The 16,199-nt window shown below is 61.7% G+C and carries 17 protein-coding genes and 1 tRNA gene; 10 read left to right on the top strand and 8 right to left on the bottom strand.

Annotated features, from left to right (window positions below; translation table 11 throughout):
* The first annotated feature begins 162 nt into the window (after nucleotides 1-162).
* Together EPAKOI_RS03250 and EPAKOI_RS03245 are read left to right on the top strand one after the other, a co-directional pair.
* The gene (locus tag EPAKOI_RS03250; protein ID WP_423192950.1) at nucleotides 163-1,116 is read left to right on the top strand and encodes a LysR substrate-binding domain-containing protein; all 954 of its coding nucleotides are present in this window, start codon (nucleotides 163-165) and stop codon (nucleotides 1,114-1,116) included.
* Between the two features lie 97 nt (nucleotides 1,117-1,213).
* Nucleotides 1,214-2,527: a hemolysin family protein gene (locus EPAKOI_RS03245; protein ID WP_423192949.1), complete on the top strand. Its 1,314-nt coding sequence runs from the start codon at nucleotides 1,214-1,216 to the stop codon at nucleotides 2,525-2,527.
* Nucleotides 2,528-2,644: 117 nt separating this feature from the next.
* Here the strand turns inward: EPAKOI_RS03245 and EPAKOI_RS03240 are convergent, their stop codons facing one another.
* Nucleotides 2,645-2,920, bottom strand: a complete 276-nt coding sequence (locus EPAKOI_RS03240; RefSeq protein WP_423192948.1) for a hypothetical protein — start codon at nucleotides 2,918-2,920, stop codon at nucleotides 2,645-2,647.
* Between the two features lie 176 nt (nucleotides 2,921-3,096).
* On the opposite strand from EPAKOI_RS03240, the gene EPAKOI_RS03235 reads away from it, so the two are divergent.
* Both EPAKOI_RS03235 and EPAKOI_RS03230 read left to right on the top strand, forming a co-directional pair.
* Nucleotides 3,097-3,417, top strand: a complete 321-nt coding sequence (locus EPAKOI_RS03235) for a hypothetical protein (protein ID WP_423192947.1) — start codon at nucleotides 3,097-3,099, stop codon at nucleotides 3,415-3,417.
* Between the two features lie 218 nt (nucleotides 3,418-3,635).
* Nucleotides 3,636-3,836: a major capsid protein gene (locus EPAKOI_RS03230; protein ID WP_423192946.1), complete on the top strand. Its 201-nt coding sequence runs from the start codon at nucleotides 3,636-3,638 to the stop codon at nucleotides 3,834-3,836.
* 785 nt (nucleotides 3,837-4,621) lie between these two features.
* Here EPAKOI_RS03230 and EPAKOI_RS03225 read toward each other — a convergent pair.
* Nucleotides 4,622-5,808 (bottom strand): IS3-like element ISRme13 family transposase gene (locus tag EPAKOI_RS03225; protein ID WP_085960481.1). Its coding sequence is split into 2 segments (ribosomal slippage): nucleotides 4,622-5,553 and nucleotides 5,553-5,808, totalling 1,188 coding nucleotides; the frame shifts between segments, so codons are not numbered across the junction.
* Nucleotides 5,809-6,025: 217 nt separating this feature from the next.
* Here EPAKOI_RS03225 and EPAKOI_RS03220 point away from each other — a divergent pair.
* From EPAKOI_RS03220 to EPAKOI_RS03210, 3 genes are read left to right on the top strand one after another with little or no spacing between them, the layout of a single operon-like run.
* On the top strand, nucleotides 6,026-6,856 hold the full coding sequence (locus EPAKOI_RS03220; protein WP_423192945.1) for a virulence factor TspB C-terminal domain-related protein: 831 nt from the start codon (nucleotides 6,026-6,028) through the stop codon (nucleotides 6,854-6,856).
* A complete protein-coding gene (locus EPAKOI_RS03215; RefSeq protein WP_423192944.1) occupies nucleotides 6,760-7,131 on the top strand; it encodes a DUF2523 family protein in 372 nt (123 codons plus the stop codon). The genes EPAKOI_RS03220 and EPAKOI_RS03215 overlap by 97 nt, the downstream gene beginning before the upstream one ends.
* On the top strand, nucleotides 7,128-8,207 hold the full coding sequence (locus EPAKOI_RS03210; protein ID WP_423192943.1) for a zonular occludens toxin domain-containing protein: 1,080 nt from the start codon (nucleotides 7,128-7,130) through the stop codon (nucleotides 8,205-8,207). The genes EPAKOI_RS03215 and EPAKOI_RS03210 overlap by 4 nt, the downstream gene beginning before the upstream one ends.
* Here the strand turns inward: EPAKOI_RS03210 and EPAKOI_RS03205 are convergent.
* A complete protein-coding gene (locus EPAKOI_RS03205) occupies nucleotides 8,204-8,512 on the bottom strand; it encodes a hypothetical protein (RefSeq protein ID WP_423192942.1) in 309 nt (102 codons plus the stop codon). The two genes, EPAKOI_RS03210 and EPAKOI_RS03205, sit on opposite strands and share 4 nt — an antisense overlap.
* Before the next feature lie 619 nt (nucleotides 8,513-9,131).
* Between EPAKOI_RS03205 and EPAKOI_RS03200 the strand changes: the two genes are divergently transcribed.
* Entirely contained in the window at nucleotides 9,132-10,055 is a 924-nt protein-coding gene (locus EPAKOI_RS03200) for a rolling circle replication-associated protein (RefSeq protein WP_423192941.1), read from the top strand.
* Nucleotides 10,056-10,256: 201 nt separating this feature from the next.
* The gene (locus EPAKOI_RS03195) at nucleotides 10,257-10,781 is read left to right on the top strand and encodes a DUF2726 domain-containing protein (RefSeq protein ID WP_423192940.1); all 525 of its coding nucleotides are present in this window, start codon (nucleotides 10,257-10,259) and stop codon (nucleotides 10,779-10,781) included.
* Here EPAKOI_RS03195 and EPAKOI_RS03190 read toward each other — a convergent pair.
* The 5 genes from EPAKOI_RS03190 to EPAKOI_RS03170 form a co-directional block, all read right to left on the bottom strand.
* Nucleotides 10,732-11,322 carry a recombinase family protein gene (locus tag EPAKOI_RS03190; protein WP_423192939.1) on the bottom strand — a complete coding sequence of 197 codons (591 nt, stop codon included), beginning with the start codon at nucleotides 11,320-11,322 and terminating at the stop codon, nucleotides 10,732-10,734. The genes EPAKOI_RS03195 and EPAKOI_RS03190 overlap by 50 nt on opposite strands.
* Nucleotides 11,323-11,531: 209 nt before the next feature.
* A tRNA-Ser gene (locus EPAKOI_RS03185) sits at nucleotides 11,532-11,621 on the bottom strand.
* Nucleotides 11,622-11,705: 84 nt separating this feature from the next.
* A complete protein-coding gene (gene serS / locus EPAKOI_RS03180; protein WP_313835569.1) occupies nucleotides 11,706-13,013 on the bottom strand; it encodes a serine--tRNA ligase in 1,308 nt (435 codons plus the stop codon).
* A gap of 128 nt (nucleotides 13,014-13,141) precedes the next feature.
* Nucleotides 13,142-13,909, bottom strand: coding sequence for a hypothetical protein (locus tag EPAKOI_RS03175; protein WP_423192938.1), 768 nt, complete (start codon nucleotides 13,907-13,909; stop codon nucleotides 13,142-13,144).
* Between the two features lie 38 nt (nucleotides 13,910-13,947).
* The gene (locus EPAKOI_RS03170) at nucleotides 13,948-15,261 is read right to left on the bottom strand and encodes a replication-associated recombination protein A (protein ID WP_124682218.1); all 1,314 of its coding nucleotides are present in this window, start codon (nucleotides 15,259-15,261) and stop codon (nucleotides 13,948-13,950) included.
* Nucleotides 15,262-15,487: 226 nt separating this feature from the next.
* On the opposite strand from EPAKOI_RS03170, the gene EPAKOI_RS03165 reads away from it, so the two are divergent.
* Nucleotides 15,488-16,171, top strand: coding sequence for a hypothetical protein (locus tag EPAKOI_RS03165; protein WP_124682219.1), 684 nt, complete (start codon nucleotides 15,488-15,490; stop codon nucleotides 16,169-16,171).
* Nucleotides 16,172-16,199: the final 28 nt, after the last annotated feature.

The following is a 16,199-nucleotide window of genomic DNA, read 5'->3' as shown; positions in this document are numbered from 1 at the left end:
CCTTTCGACGATGGGCCAGAGCGTAGAGCACCGGGCGCGGCTTGCCCAATGCCAATACGTGCCAGAATATGTCCCCAGGCTATGGGCGCCGCCACCCGGGTCTACCCGTAGTGCAGAGCACCATTTTTTCGCCCCGTCCCCGCCCCCTTCTGCACCACAACGATGCGCCTGCGCCAGATCGAGGTTTTCCGTGCCGTCATGCTGACCGGCACCGTCAGCGAGGCCGCCCGCCTGCTCCACGTCTCCCAGCCGGTGGTGACGCGCGTGCTGCAGCACGCCGAGGCGTCGCTCGGCTTTCGCCTGTTCGACCGCCAGCGCGGCAGGCTGCAGCCCACGCCCGAGGCGCAGGCGCTCTATGGCGATGTCGAAAGGCTATATGGCGAGATCGAGCGCGTGCGGCGCGTGTCCGAAAGCCTGCGCCACAAGGGCGCGGGACGGCTGCGCGTGGCCGCCACGCCCAGCCTGGCCAACCCGCTGCTGGTGCCCGCGGTGCGCCGCTTCTGCGCGCGCCATCCCGAGACGCAGGTGCAGGTGCTGACGCACCACACCAACGAGATCATGGCGGCGCTGCTGGCCAACCAGATCGACGTCGGATTCGCGTTTTCGCCGCCGCGCCACGAGGCAATCACCAGTGCGCCGGTGGCCGCCGGCCGGATGCTGCTGGCCGTGCCGCGCACCCAGCCGCTGCCCTCGGGCGGCCGGCGCGGCACGGTGGCCATCCGCAAAGTTCTGGAGCGGCCGTTCATTGGCTATGACGACGACAGCTCGCTGGGGCTGCTGGTGCGCCAGACGCTGGCGCGCCACGCGCTGGAGCCGCAGTCGACGCTGGAGGTGCAGACCTACTCGCTGGCGCTGGCGCTGGTCGATGCCGGGCTGGGCCTGACGCTGCTGGACCAGTACACGGCGCTCAGCGCCAACCCGGCGCACGTGGCGCTGCACGACCTGCAGCCGGAACTGGCGTTCGAGATCCACATGCTGCGGGCCAGCCATCGCGGGGCGTCGAGCCTGGTCGACGACATGCAGGCCCAGTTCGCCGCCGCCGCGGCGGCGCTGGCCGCCACGCTTGGCGACCGCCTGGAGGTGCCGGCCGTGCAGTTCGAGCCGGCGCCGCGCTGATCCGCCCGGCGGCAGGCCCGGCGTTGCGCAGACAATTGACAGCCCACCACGCTGTGCACCATCATCGACACGCCCCGACCGGCGCGTGAGCTTCTTTATGTTCGTCCTGACCCTAGTTCTCCTGGTGCTGGCGAGCGCGTTCTTCTCGATCTCCGAGATCGCCCTGACCGCGGCCCGGCGCACCAAGCTCCAAGTCCTCTCCGAACGCGGCGACCGCCGCGCCACCAAGGTATTGCTGCTCAAGGAAGAGCCCGGCAATTTCTTCACCGTCGTCCAGATCGGCGTGAACAGCGTGGCGATCCTGGCCGGTATCCTCGGCGAGAAACACGTCTCCGACCTGCTGTTCGACGCCCTGCTGCCCTGGCTGAGCCCCGACGTGGCCCAGCGGACGGCCAACATCGGCTCGTTCCTGGTCGTGACGCTGCTGTTCATCCAGTTCGCCGACCTGATTCCCAAGCGGGTGGCGATGACCTTCCCGGAAGCGTGCGCGGTCAACGTGATCGGTCCGATGCTGACGCTGCTGAAGGTCTTCAAGCCGGTGGTGTGGGTGTTCAACGCGGCGGCCGACGCGATGCTGAAGCTGCTGGGCATCCCGACCAAGCCCGTGGACCAGATCACCACCGAGGACATTGCCGCGATGGTCGACGCCGGCGCCGAGGCCGGCGTGCTGCACAAGCACGAGCTGCACCTGATCGAGAACGTGTTCGAACTGGATTCCAAGCCGATCACCGCGATCATGGCACCGCGCGACGACGTGGTGTTCCTGACGCTCGACGAGTCCGCCGACAGCGTGCGGCGCAAGCTGGTCAACCAGCCCCACGCGCAGTACCCGGTCTGCGGCAAGACCATCGACGACGTGCTGGGCTACATGGATTCGAAAGACATCCTGCAGTTGCTGCTGGCCAACGAGAATGCGTCGGTGCTGGGCGACATCGGCAAGCACTACGACAAGAACGTGCTGGTGATTCCGGACACGCTGACGCTGTCGGAGTCACTGACACGCTTCCGCGAGATGCACGAGAGCTTTGCGGTGGTGATGAACGAGTACGGGCTGGTGGTGGGCATCGTCACGCTGGACGACATCGTCGGGGCGCTGATGGGCGACATCCTGTACTCGGCCGAGGACGAGCAGATCGTGCGGCGCGACGCCACGTCGTGGCTGGTCGACGGCCTGACGCCGCTGGTGGACCTGAAGAAGGCGCTGGAACTGGACACGATCCCCGGCGACGACTACGTCGACACGGCCGCCGGGCTGGTCATCTACGCACTGAAGCGGATTCCGAAGAAATCGGAGTCGATCACCGTGGCAGGCTTTCGCTTCGAGGTGCTGGACATCGACCACCACAAGATCGACCAGTTGCTGGTGTCGCGCCTGGAGCCGGCCGGCACGGGAACGGCAGGTGGGGCGTGAGCCTTTGAATCCGTAAGCCCGCCAGCCGGGCGACGCCCAAAACAAAACCGACGCCTGTTTTCACAGTGCGTCGGTTCGAGTTTTACTACGCTGATTTTTTATCCGCCGGTGGTCGAATCAATCGGCAGCTTTTTGTTTTGGCGGAGAGGGTGCCTTTCGAACCTCTTCCGTCCATTCTGAACCCTTCCGCTTAGCTTCTTCCTCTGCGAGTACGGCGAACGCCTCGCCCGGGTCAATACCCGCTTCCCGCGCCATCTTCCACGCCGTGTAGAAGTCCGGAAGGCGGTCCTTCGTGTACCGGTCCAGCGTCGGCTGCGGGATGCCCCAGTCCTTGGCTGCACGGTTGACACTCCGTCCCTTTAGTGCACGCGCTATCAACTCTTGGTAGCTCATTTGGAACTCCTATTGCTACTGCTACTCCGTTTGCAGTAGTCTTTGCGCTACTTCAAACGGAGTAACTACAGATGTGGTTACAGTCGAAGTGTAGGGCGTAAACAACGGTCCGTAAACCGGACCCTCGGTAACCAAATCCCGCCGGACGTCCCATTCCCGGCACAACGGAGAAAGAAATGTCGCAAAAGCACCTGGTCCACATCCACGCTGTGACTGTCCGTGAGGGTGTCGCACGCAAGACGGGTAACCACTACCACATCGAAGAAGGCGCGTGCATCGCTACCGCTGAGTACTGGGACGGGAATGGCGAGCTCAAAAAAGACACTACGGCTGGCCTCCTCAATCTTCCCGATCATCTGCGTGGTCTGGCGCCAGGCGCTTACGAGCCCGTGTTCTCGTTCTCGAATTTCGAAGGCAAAGTGGTCGTTCGGATCGTAGATCTGCAGCCAGCGGGTTCGAGGCGAGCCGCTCCGCTCCCCGACAAGAAGGCAGCGTAGTTCTGATCAAGCCCGGTCTTCCGGGCTCTGTATCGTGCGCGCAGAAATTAGCAAGGGGGGGGTCATGACCTGTAGCGCCGGGGAGTTGGAGTTCCTGATTCAGGAGTTAGACGGTCGCATCGACTAACAGGAAATCAGAGATAGCTACTAGTTTTTCGTGCGTAGGGGTTCCGAACAAACCGCTGCGCTTCTTCAACCCTAACTGCTAAGGGGGTCATATGTTCAAGAAGACTATCGCAGCAAAAACGCTGGTTCTCGGTGCGTTCGCAACATGCGCAACGTCGGTGATGGCCGCAGTCCCGAAGGAGGTCACGGACGCGCTGGCAGCTTCAAAAGCTGACGCGGTGGTGGTTGCCGCCGCCGCGCTTGTCATCATCGTGGCCATCGTCGGCTTCAAGTACATGCGACGCGCGCTGTGACACATGAAAGGCGCGCTGGTAGGCGGGCGGTGCTTCGCTAGCCAGGAATCTGCGGCCGATGTGTTCTATAGCTCGGCTGCCCCTTCACAGACTCCAGGTGCTATCACGTATCTCTCGGAGTTTGTGAAGGTGTCGGGAAGCTGGAGGCTTCGGCGCTATCAGGTGGATGCAAACGGCAAAGTCGCCGTGCTATCCGACGCGACGCTGCCGGCCAAGAGCTTCCCGCCTTGCGATCCGGCTGAGTCCTTCAAAGACGGCATGGCAGTCGGGTGGGGCGTTGTTGCGGCGATGCTGCTCGCATGGTGTGTTGTCGTGACTCGGAGAGGTCTGTGATGCTTGCTATCGATTTCTGGCTTTGGGCCGGATTCTTACTGCCGGTGATGCCGGCAGTAGTCATTTTTAAGGTGCTGTAATGCTGAGCCGCATAGTCGTTTCGACATGCGCGGCGCTCCTGGGGTGGTTCTGCGCATGGGTTGGGGAAGTGCACGCGGCGAATGTCCCGCTAAGAACAGGCGCGGGTGTAGCACGATCCGCTGCATCCAGTACGTCCTATGTGACGACAGCCGGCGCTGCCTGGTCTGGAGCGGCATTCAACTCCGGCATGACAACGACGATTGGCGGGCGCATGGTGACAGTCCCTGCGAAGTGGCGCCTCTCCGCCAATGCTGGGCAGATCGCGTTGAACGCAATCAGAGTGAATCCCGCTGGAGCTGCTGCGTCTGCGGCGTTGTCGATTCTGATCGGATGACCTTGCCCCTGTTCCACGAATCCCATAACCGAGGGAATTAGGCAGCCCGGTGTTGCTGAGCTGCGGACCAGTTTTTCTCGAACGTCATGGGGCTGACGTAGCCCAGCGTCGAGTGGAGTCGGCTGGCATTATAAAAGCCAAGCCAGTCAATTACCTCGTCCATTGCGGCGCGGCGGGTAGCGAACTGGCGACCGTGCAGGCGAGCGACCTTCAACGACCCCCACAGACTCTCAGTCGGCGCGTTGTCCCAGCAATCGCCCCTGCGGCTCATTGACGAGCGCATGCCATACGCCTTCAGGGCGTCTTGAAACAGATGGCTGCAATACTGGCTTCCCCGGTCGGTGTGCACAATCACACCGGCTTCCGGGCGGCGCCGGAACCAGGCCATGCGCAGCGCGTCCGTGACCAATTCGGCCTTCATGTGTGGTTGCATCGACCAGCCAACCACCTGCCGGCTGAACAGGTCGATGATGACCACCAGGTAGAGCCAGCCTTCGGCGGTCGCCACATAGGTTATGTCGCTCGTCCAGACTTGATTGGGTGCTGCTGGGCTAAAGTCGCGTTGCAGCAGATTGGGGGCCACCGGCAAATCGTGGTTCGAGTTGGTTGTCGCGATGTACTTGCGCTTGTGGCGGGCACGGATGCCGTGCAGCGCCATCAGCTTGCGAACACGCTCCTTGCCCACCCGCACCCCACGCGCCAGCAGTTCCTTCCACATGCGCGGCCAGCCGTACTCCCCCTTGACCCCGGCGTGAATCGCCTTGATGTGGGCCAACAAGGCATCGTCACTGAGTCGGCCTCTATCTGGCCTGTCGGTGCTTACTGTGCGTTGCTTGCGCTGGTGATAGCCGCTGGGGCTGACCCCTAACAGCTCACACAGGACCGAGACCGGCCAGTAACGTCGGTTTCGCTCGATGAACGCATACCTCACACCGACTCCTTCGCAAAGTATGCTGCGGCTTTTTTTAAAATATCGCGCTCCATCTTCAAGCGCGCCACCTCCGCCCGAAGCCGGGCCAGCTCCATCTGCTCCGGGCTGACCGGCTTCATACCCGCACCAGTCAGCTTGCCTTCCCGCTCCGCCTTGACCCAGTTATGCAGCGTCTGCGCTCTGATGCCCAGGGTCGCGCTAACCACTGCCATGCTCTGCCCGCTCTTCACCAGCCGTACCGCTTCCAGCTTGAATTCCAGCGTGTACTGCGCCCGCTTTGTCTTGCTTGTCATCACATCTCTCCTTGCTTCAGTTTAACCTCAGCAAGGGATTCGTTTTGCGGGGGCAAGCTCAGGATACGGCATTGAGAAATGCGCGGACGGCACCATTGAATGGTGCCGTACTGCGCCTGTCGATAATCCTGCCGATATGCCGTATCCCGCCTCGGGATCATGGTTCGCGCCGGGAAACTATCCGTTGGTCTACTTCGGGACTCCTGAAGAAGCCTGCATGAAAACGCCTGGGCCGGAGCGAGGGCAAGTGTTTGTTGGACTTATCCCGAGTTCCAACTACTTCTACTGCTCATTCAAAATGCCCGATGGGTCGGAGCCCGCTTACGGCGGCACGTGGGGGCCTGTCATTCAGACGAGCGGTTGCCTCTCTGGTCATACAGCGCGAAACGGAATTTGCTATCCCCCGGGCTGGAAGGATGGGGACCAACAGCCCGCAACTGATAGCGATTGGTCAAAGGTCCAGCCCGACGCTCTGACGGGCAATGACAACGTCCTGAACGGGCTGGGCCGTGACGGCGTGCCCCTCGATGTTCAGCCGCAGTTTTCTCCAGATCCGCAAATTGTCCCCTTGTCAGACCCGTACGTGGACCCGGTTACGGGCAAGCGTATGCAGGACATTGCAACGGTACAGCCGAATCCGGATGGCAAGACTGCAACTGTCCAGGTAGCAAAGCGAGAAGTGGATACAAACGGGAATCCCGTGAAGGACGATTCCGGTGCTGATGCGGCTCCGCAAAAGCAAGAAGATCCCTGCGTGGGAAATGAGGACCGATTGGGTTGCATGCCAGCGGGCGATATCCCTGCCCCCCAGGAGCTTCCACTAGATGAAAGGACGATACGTATCGCACCAGATTCAGGTTGGGGTGCCGACTCGATGGCGTGCCCTGCTGACGTCGTGGTGGCGTTGCGGAGTAACGGCGGATCGCCGCTCTCGTTCTCCTTCAAGCCTGTATGCGATGGCGCGGATATGCTGCGTCCGCTGGTGATTGGGTTCGCATGGATATCCGCTGTGCTCATTGCCCTGGGCGGGACGCGGAGGGGCGAATAATGGGTGGATTCGCTGGTCTTCTGATGGCTTTAGCCGGACCGCTAGCGCGTCAGGTTCTTATATCGCTAGGTATTGGTCTGATTACGTACGTTGGTGTCGATGCGGCTGTAGCAGGTGCCTTGTCCGCTGCCAAAGCAACGCTGGGGCAATTGTCGGCTTCGGTTGCTGCCGTTCTCGCAAGAGCTGGAATGTTCACCGCGCTATCAATTCTTGCCGGGGGCCTCACCGCAAGAGTGTCGATGCTGGCTCTCAAACGCATGGGACGTGTGACATGAGCGCGACGCACCCGATCACTTTGATCACCGCAACGCCAGGCGGTGGCAAGACGGCTCTTGCGGTCATGCTGATAAAAGAGGCTGCCGACAAAGGGCGCCCAGTTTTTCAGTTGGGGATACCTGAGCTGAAGCTTCCCTACATTCCTACACCGCCAGTAAAGGATTGGACGGAACTGCGCGTCGATCCTGACGACCCCGACAAGAACGAACTGCCCTACTTCACGTTTCCTGAGAACTCGTTGATCGTGCTCGATGAGGCGCAACGAATCTTTCGTGTGCGTACACCGGCCTCAAAGATTCCCGATCATGTGGCTGCGTTCGAAACCGTGCGGCATACCGGTGTCACCTTCCTACTGATGACGCAAAATCCAACGTTCATCGACACGCATATCCGCAAGCTGGTCGGTCGACACATCCATCTGCGCGATGTTGGACTGTTGGGACGTTGGTACTACGAATGGCCGGAATGTGCTGATCCCGAACGGTTTGCTACAGCGCCGATCAAGAAGAAATGGACTTTGCCGAGAGAGTCCTTCGGGCTATACAAGTCATCAAGCTTGCACATCAAACGCAAGTACAGCGTTCCACCAGCACTGGTATTGGTCGTAGCCTGCGTACTGCTCGCGCTTTTCCTCGGCTGGCGCGTCTATGAAAGATTGTCTACCAGCGAGCGAAGGGACGTTTCGCAGGAAATGAATGCGGCCGATAAGCGGACATCTAACGACGATCTGGCTCCCGCTCGGACTCCCTCGGCTCATGGCGTGCAGAGCATTGACGGCGCTGAGTATTTGGCCGCGTTCGTTCCCGCTGCGCCAGGTCATCCCGAATCGGCACCTGCGTATGCTCAAGTCCGCCAGGTGAAGACGATGCCGATAATCGTCGGTGGTGCGTGTAGCAAGACGCGCTGCCGATGTTACAACCAGCAAGGCAAGGATGCCGGACTGGACGACATGCAGTGCCGACAGTGGGTCAGAAATCCGCCGTTTGATCCCTATCGCGATGCCGCAGCCGTGCCGGCCAAACCGGTGCTACCAGCAGAACTCGTGTCGGCTCAGTCTGCGGACCTTGGGTCTTAGCGGTTCTGCTTTGACTTGAGGCGCTCGGCAATCGGCAGCAGTCCCCGCAAGATGGCGCCGTCATAGTCCATGACGCGGGCCACCAGCTGACGGATGGTGCGGCAAACGAATTGCTTGCCATCGGGGCGAGTCCATACGAAGTGTGTAGCGTTGCGAATGAGCTTGCGGATTGGCAGTTTGAGCGCGAGCTGGACGAACGGCTGGAACGCGATCTTGCTGCGAGCCACGCGGCGGCGACACGGAAGCGCGAACCACAACGGAGCGTTGCACATTCCACCAGTGAGCGAGAGAGTGAGTTGGTTCATGGTTTCTGCCTTTCAGGTCATCGGGCCGCTAGATTCTGAGTCCCGGCGTCTTCGCCTCCGGGAAGCTTGCCGAAGCGGCTTCGGCATCAGTCCGCTGAGTTCGTCGTCCCGCGAACATGAGAGGCCGCTCCCTTCGGAACGTGGAATAAATGGAGGGGACCCATTTCCGGCTTTATCGGAAATGGGGGGCGAGCCGTTTATGCCGCGAAAGTCCGAAGGGAGTGGACTATGTTCGGAGAAGGGACGACGGACTCGGCGGACTGATGACGCTCTCCAGGCTGACCGGAGGGGCCGCGCGGCGAGCGCCCCTTGCGCGAAGCGCTCTACTTAGTTTGTTGCCTTGGGAGTCGCAACCGCATGCCGTGTCGCGGCATCGTGGCGCTCAGCGTCCCTACGCAGATCTATCTGCGCTGGTGAGCCGCTCGCGCCGATGCGCCGCCCCCCCGGGGCACGGGGCGAGCGAAGCGAGCCATAGACTTGTATCACTAACACTTACCAACGGAGCCTCAATCCTGCGCGACTTCGAGGGCGCCTGAGGGACAGCAGAAAAGGAAAACCCCGGCAGGGACGGCAATCCCCCCGGGGCAGGGCACAAGCAGTCAGGCTAAGGACATTGCTCATGCTGGACACAATTATAGATAGCAGCTATGACGCCTCGCAACCCGATTTCGTTGCGAAGCAAATTGATTTCCATCGCCGCATGGCCTGGGAAGAAGTCGAGCGGGACGAGTGGGCGCAACGCCCCAACGTGCAGACGCAGACGATTGTTCGGGCTGTGCACTTTCCGGATGGGCAATCTGAGGTAGTTGGCTACCAGGTCAACGTTCATAAGCACTTGGCCGATGTGCGCGATCTTCCCAGGGCTGCACGGGGGAAATCCTCGGATCGAGAGAAGAGTATTGAGGTGGCGTGCCAGCGTGCGCGGAAGATGGTCAGACTGAAGCTGAAAGCCATCCGTGCAGACCATCTGCTTACGCTGAACTATCGCGAGAACATGCAGGACCTGGAGCGCGCGCAGAAGGACCTGCAGAAGTTTGTAAGGCGAGTGGCGGCGCTCACGAGCAACGCGATACGTGGCTTTAAATATGTGCTCGTGATCGAGTACCAGAAACGTGGAGCCATACACTTCCATATCGGTGTGCACGGCAGACAGAACGTCAAAATGCTGCGCGCTATCTGGTATGAAATCGTCGGGCGTGCCCAGGGACAGATCGATGTTCAGGGGCCGGAGTCGAAGGGCGGATACCGCGTCAAGGGTGTCCATCAGCTTGCGCAGTACTTGTGCAAGTACATCACGAAAGAGGCGGAAGGCTCAACGCTCAACAAAAAACGATATTGGTGCTCCAAAGGCATTGAGGTGCCGGAGCGCGAGACTGTTGATGTACGTTGGTCCGACTCGGTTGACTGTGCATTCCGGGATGTTTTCGAGTCGCTATGCGGAACGCACAACCTGCAGGGAATGAAAGTCTATTTTTCGCACGGTCGCGACTGCTTCTGGATCGCTACGGCTGATCGATGGTACAAGCCGACTATTGATCTGTAGGCCGTTCCCCGAAGCGGCATAGCCTGAGATAAGCGGCGAGCTTGCCCGGCGTTTCCGCAAGCGCGTGGAACAGACTTGAGTGTGGTTGCGAAGCTATTGCGCACTCAACTGTTGCGCAAGCGTTAGCGGCCTAAGACAACGGGCGCTGTAAGTAGCGAGCTAAAATCGCGACACTAACAACATAGCCTCCGGGGGTCGCGTATGAAGCCTTTGTTTGGTGTCGCTCTGCTGTTCATTGTGTTGGTAGCAGTCTTGGGTGCGTTGAAAAGGACCAAAGGCGGGAGGACCGCCCAGGGATTTCGATTCGCACCCAAGTCTCCGTTTCTGCGGAGCGACGAGATCCACTTGCTCCAACGCTTGAGCGTTGCGCTCAAAGACGCTCATGTGTTTCCACAGGTAGCGATGTCTGCATTTGTTCAACACAAGGGGAGGACGAAGGCGGCGCGTAATCTGTTTTCGCAGAAGTATGTCGATTACCTGGTCTGTGAGCGAACGTCGATGCGCCCCCTCTACGTGATCGAGCTAGACGGGGCGTCCCATCGGAGTGCAGAGGCAAAGAAGCGTGATGCGCAGAAGAATGAGGTTCTTGCCTCGGCGGGCATACCGATTAAGCGGTACACATCGAAGGACGTCGATTTCGTCGTGATACTGCAAGACTATCGCTCTGTCGTTTCGCCTACGCCGCCTCAAAAAGCTTCGGCTGCACTCGTTCGTGATGTCGCTTGATGGCTCGTTTGATGCTGGATATGTGCGTGCCGTACATTGCTGCTAAGGCGGTCTTGGTGTGACCGCCAGCGAACCACAGTCGTAATGCTTCTGCTTCATCGCTCTCGCTCATTGCGGTAGGTCTCCCCATTTTCACGCCGCGTCGAGCTGCAGCAGCCATGCCTACGCGTGTGCGCTCTCGGATCAGCTCCCGCTCGAATTCGGCGAAGGCCCCTACGATCTGGAAGATCATCCGTCCCGCCGGTGACCTGGTGTCGATGTGCTCGGTGAGGCTTCGAAACTGTGCGCCAGCTGCTTCGATGCGCTCGATGATGATGAGGAGGTCTTTCAGCGATCGCGCGATGCGGTCGAGCTTGTAGACCACTACGGTGTCGCCCTTCCCTATGGTGCTCAACATTTCTTCCAGCACCGGCCTCTTAGAGGCACTGCCTCCTGATCGCTTCTCGGAAAAAATAAAACCGACGCCTGCTGCTCGCAGTGCGTCGGCTTGTGCGTGTGTTTCTTGCTCTTGCGTGCTGACCCTTGCGTATCCGACTAGCATGCTGCTTCTGACAGTTCCGATATGTGAAGCAGTTTCCTCGCGATAGGCCTGAAAAGTCTTTGTCGAATCTCAGCGACTGATGCCGATGCAGCGATCATCCGGAGTGCCAAAAAAACAAAACCGACGCATGCTTGCGCAGGCGTCGGCTTGAGTTGTACTGCAACATCTTTTTGTCTGCCAGCGGTCGAATACGTCAGCAGCTTCTTGTATGGCGGAGAGGGTGGGATTCGAACCCACGGTACCGTTGCCGGTACGCCTGATTTCGAGTCAGGTACATTCGACCACTCTGCCACCTCTCCGGTAACTGGGTCGTTGCGTAAGCAGCGAAACCAAGATTATAGGGACACTGCCACGCCGAGCGCAAGCCCCTTTTCGGAAAATTTTTATGCTTCCGGTTCCAGGCGCTCGATGCCGCCCATGTACGGCTGCAGCGCCTTGGGCACGGTCACGGAGCCGTCGGCATTCTGGTAGTTCTCCAGGATCGCCACCAGCGTCCGGCCCACGGCCAGGCCCGAGCCGTTCAGCGTATGCACCAGTTCCGGCTTGCCCTGCCCGGCCCGCGCGCGGGCCTGCATGCGGCGCGCCTGGAAATCGCCCATGTTCGAGCACGAGCTGATCTCGCGGTACGTGTTCTGGGCCGGGATCCACACCTCGATGTCGTAGGTCTTGGTGCTGCCAAAGCCCATGTCGCCCGTGCACAGCACGACGGTGCGGAACGGCAGCTCCAGCTTTTTCAGGATGGCCTCGGCGTGGCCGGTCATCTGCTCCAGCGCGTCCATCGACTGCTCGGCCGGCACCACCTGCACCATCTCGACCTTGTCGAACTGGTGCTGGCGGATCATGCCGCGCGTGTCCTTGCCGTACGAGCCGGCTTCCGAGCGGAAGCACGGCGTATGGGCCACGAAGCGCAGCGGCAGCTTCTCGGCCGCGACAATCGCGTCGCGCACCATGTTCGTCAGCGGCACCTCGGCGGTCGGGATCAGGTAGAAGTTTTCGATCGTGTCCTGGCCGTCGTCGCCACCCACCTTGCGCGGCACCTTGAACAGGTCGTCCTCGAACTTCGGCAACTGGCCAGTGCCCCGCATCGACGCGGCATTGACGATGTATGGCACGTACATCTCGGTGTAGCCGTGCTCCAGCGTGTGCGTATCGACCATGAGCTGCACCAGCGCGCGGTGCATCCGCGCCACGCCGCCGCGCAGGAACGCAAAGCGCGACCCGGTGACCTTGGACGCCGTCTCGAAGTCCAGCCCCAGTCGGGCGCCGACGTCGACATGGTCCTTGACCTCGAAATCGAACGCCCGCGGCGTGCCCACACGGCGCACCTCGACGTTCTGGGTCTCGTCCTTGCCCACTGGCACGCTCTCGTGCGGCAGGTTCGGGATCGACATCATCGCGTCGCCAAGCTGGCCCTGGATCTGCGCCAGCCGCTCCGCCGACGCCTTCAGCGTATCGCCAATCCCGGCCACCTCGGCCATCGGCGCCGAAGCGTCCTCGCCCTTGCCCTTGAGCATGCCGATCTGCTTGCTGAGCGCATTGCGGCGCGCCTGCAGGTCCTCGGTCTGCGTCTGCAGTTGCTTGCGTTCGGCCTCCAGGGCCTGGAACGTGGCCACGTCGAGTTGAAAGCCGCGCGTAGCCAGGCGCTGGGCCACGGCGTCGATGTCTTTGCGGAACAGCTGGATGTCGAGCATGTTGCTTGGGAGTCGTGTGCAGTACCGGCGACATGCCGGCGAACGCGACATTTTACTGCACCGGCATGACCCCACGGGACCGAATCTGGCGGGATTTCGGGGTCTTGTTCCGGGGAGATCGGCCTTCGTCAGCCGCCGGCGGGTCGGGGAGGCACTTCGGCATTGTCCCCCGCGGGTTCCGGGTCTTCCTGCTGCACAACGAATAGCCAGTCCGCCCAATCCTCATCCGACATATACGAACGCGTCCGTCCCCGCCACGTCTCCAGGAATTGCCGCTTCTCGACCGGACTCAGGCTTTTCCAGTACGGATCCCAGACATAAGCAACCCAGAATTCGGGATTGCCTTGGGTATAGGGAACCGGCCCCACGTCATACCAGACCACCCAGGGCGGAGGCGGACCGAGTTTCGCCACGGCCAGTGCCTTGATCAACGAAAAGTCATTGGTCAGCAGGCGAATATTCCTGCCGCCGAACTCATCGTCATGCGCGAAGAAGGTATGGGCGCCGTCCCTCTCGTAGCGATAGGGCAAGATCTCCGTCCGCCCCTGCCTGATCAGATTGACACAACGGGGAAAGGCGTCGATCTCGATATGCAGTGTCACGAGGAAAGCTTCGAGCCCGTGGCTGCGCAGCAATTCCACCATCGGATAATCGACAAAGGAATTACCGACGGGCTGCCGGAATAGGCCCTTCAGGGTGTCCACCGGAACCCCGAACACGCGAGAAAGCGCCTCCAGCCGCCCTTTCTCGTAGTCCGACAGAAACCGAGCCTCCCGCCTTTCCCTCGCGATTTTCTCGATGGCACGCATCAACGAGAACATGGACCGGAATAGAGAAACGCGACAGTTATCACGGCAGCGCCAGCCCCGCCAGTCGGCAGGGACTTTGTTATTCATCCGGTTGCGTTGGATTAAAAATCGGCTCGGGCAGCACCTTATTTCCCCCCCGCCTCCTCGTCCCACTTCCGCAGCAAGGCGAGTTTCTCCCCGATCTTGAGCTCCAGCCCACGGGGCACCGGTTGATACCAGTTCGGCGCGGTCATGCCGTCCGGGAGATAGGTTTCCCCGGCGGCGTAGGCATTGGGCTCGTCATGCGCATATCGGTAGGCATGGCCATAGCCCAGTTCCTTCATGAGCTTGGTCGGTGCGTTCCGGAGATGGACTGGAACCGCCCGGCTCTTGTCCTGCTTGACGAACGCGCGCGCCTGGTTATAGGCGTTATAACCAGCGTTGCTCTTGGGGGCGACGGCCAGATAGATCACCGCCTGACCCAGCGCCAGTTCGCCCTCCGGGCTGCCCAGCCGCTCGTAGGTCAGGGCTGCGTCGTTGGCGATCTGCATGGCTCGCGGATCGGCGAGGCCGATATCCTCCCAGGCCATGCGGACGATGCGCCGGGCCAGATACCGGGGGTCGGCGCCTCCGTCCAGCATGCGCGTCAACCAGTAGAGGGCGGCGTCCGGATGCGACCCCCGCACCGACTTGTGCAACGCGCTGATCTGGTCATAAAACGCGTCGCCGCCCTTGTCGAAGCGGCGCAGGTTCTCGGACAGCGCGCTGCCCAGCAGGGCCGTGTCGATGGTTGCCACGCCGGCATTGCGGGCGGCGCGCACCACGATCTCGATGTTGTTGAGCAGCTTGCGGCCGTCGCCGTCGGCCGAGCCGACGATCAGGCCCAGGGCCTCGTCGTCCCACTGCACGCCGCCCAGTTCCTCGCTGGCGCGCAGCACGAGCTGCCGCAGTTCGGCCTCGTCCAGGCTCTTGAGCACGTACACCGCCGCGCGCGACAGGAGCGCGCCGTTGACCTCGAACGACGGGTTCTCCGTGGTGGCGCCGATGAACACGAACAGCCCGCTTTCCACGTGCGGCAGGAAGGCGTCCTGCTGGCTCTTGTTGAACCGGTGCACCTCGTCCACGAACACCAGCGTGCGGCGGCCATGGGCGCGGTACTGCTCGGCGCGCTCCACGGCCTCGCGGATGTCCTTGACGCCCGACAGCACGGCCGACAGCGCGATGAACTCGGCATCGAACGCGCTGGCCATCAGCCGGGCCAGCGTGGTCTTGCCCACGCCGGGCGGGCCCCAGAGGATCATCGAATGGGGTTCGCCCGATTCGAATGCCACGCGCAGCGGCTTGCCGGCGCCCAGCAGGTGCTGCTGGCCGATAACTTCGTCGATATTGCGCGGGCGCAGGCGCTCCGCCAGCGGTTGCCGGGAACGTTCGGGAGGGTCGGAGAACAACGAATCCGCCACGGTCTGGAGCCTTTCAGTCTGGTTGCGGCCGCCGCAGCGGCGCGGAACGCCACAGTGTAGACCATTGGCCGGCGGTCACTTTTTTTGGCGAGCGGCCCTAAAGCCGGCTCCGGTTGCGCCGATAACGTCCAATGGCCCGCGTTTCATGCCCGCGGGAAGCGTCGACGCCGGCACCACGACCGGCGGCCCACTTCAGAACCATTGTTTGCGAATTTCGGGGATTTGTATGCTGCGATACCGCATGCTGATGTTCAAGCTGAACCGGCTGGCGAGCAAGAACAAGCTCAACGGCGTGGAGGAAATCTCGCTGGCCGGGCAGTTTGCCGAACTGATTGCATCGCAGGAGGAGGCCGACCAGGTCATCACCGACCTGTTCGAGCACGAGAACCCGCACGTGCGCCGTATCGGCCTGGCCGCCATCCGCCGCACGCGCCGCTACGGCGGCCGGCTACTCCAGCCCGCGCTGCTGCGCCGGATGATGGACGTGGAAGGCTGGATCCGCCACGACGCCGTCTGGATCGTCCAGGAGGCGGACCTCGACGGCGCCGAAGTGCGCGCCGCGCTGCGCCGCATTGCCGCCAACGTGCGGCTGCCGCAGGACGCCGTGCGCGCCAAGCAGAACCCGGCCGACGGCATGCTCCACGCCGCCGTGCGCGCCCGCCAGTATCTGGACGTGCTGATCGCCCGCTCGGCCGCGGCCCACAACGCCGCGCTGGCCGCCGGTGGCGGGCTGGCCGGCGCCACCGACGGCAAGCCGTACGCGCAGGATTCCGTCGGCCATATCCGGGCCGTCCATCGGCAACTCCAGCGCAAGCTGGCCGGGCGCAAGCTCAAGAGCAGCACCAAGCTGAAGTTCCGCAAGGTGGAGCCGCGCTATGCGGAGAACGACAACCGGCGCTTCCTGCTCTGAGCCGGCGCTCGATACGTCACATAAAGTG

Source organism: Cupriavidus sp. H18C2, assembly GCF_049393795.1.
Classification (GTDB): Bacteria; Pseudomonadota; Gammaproteobacteria; order Burkholderiales; family Burkholderiaceae; genus Cupriavidus; species Cupriavidus pauculus_C.
This window is presented reverse-complemented; position numbering and strand designations above follow the sequence as displayed.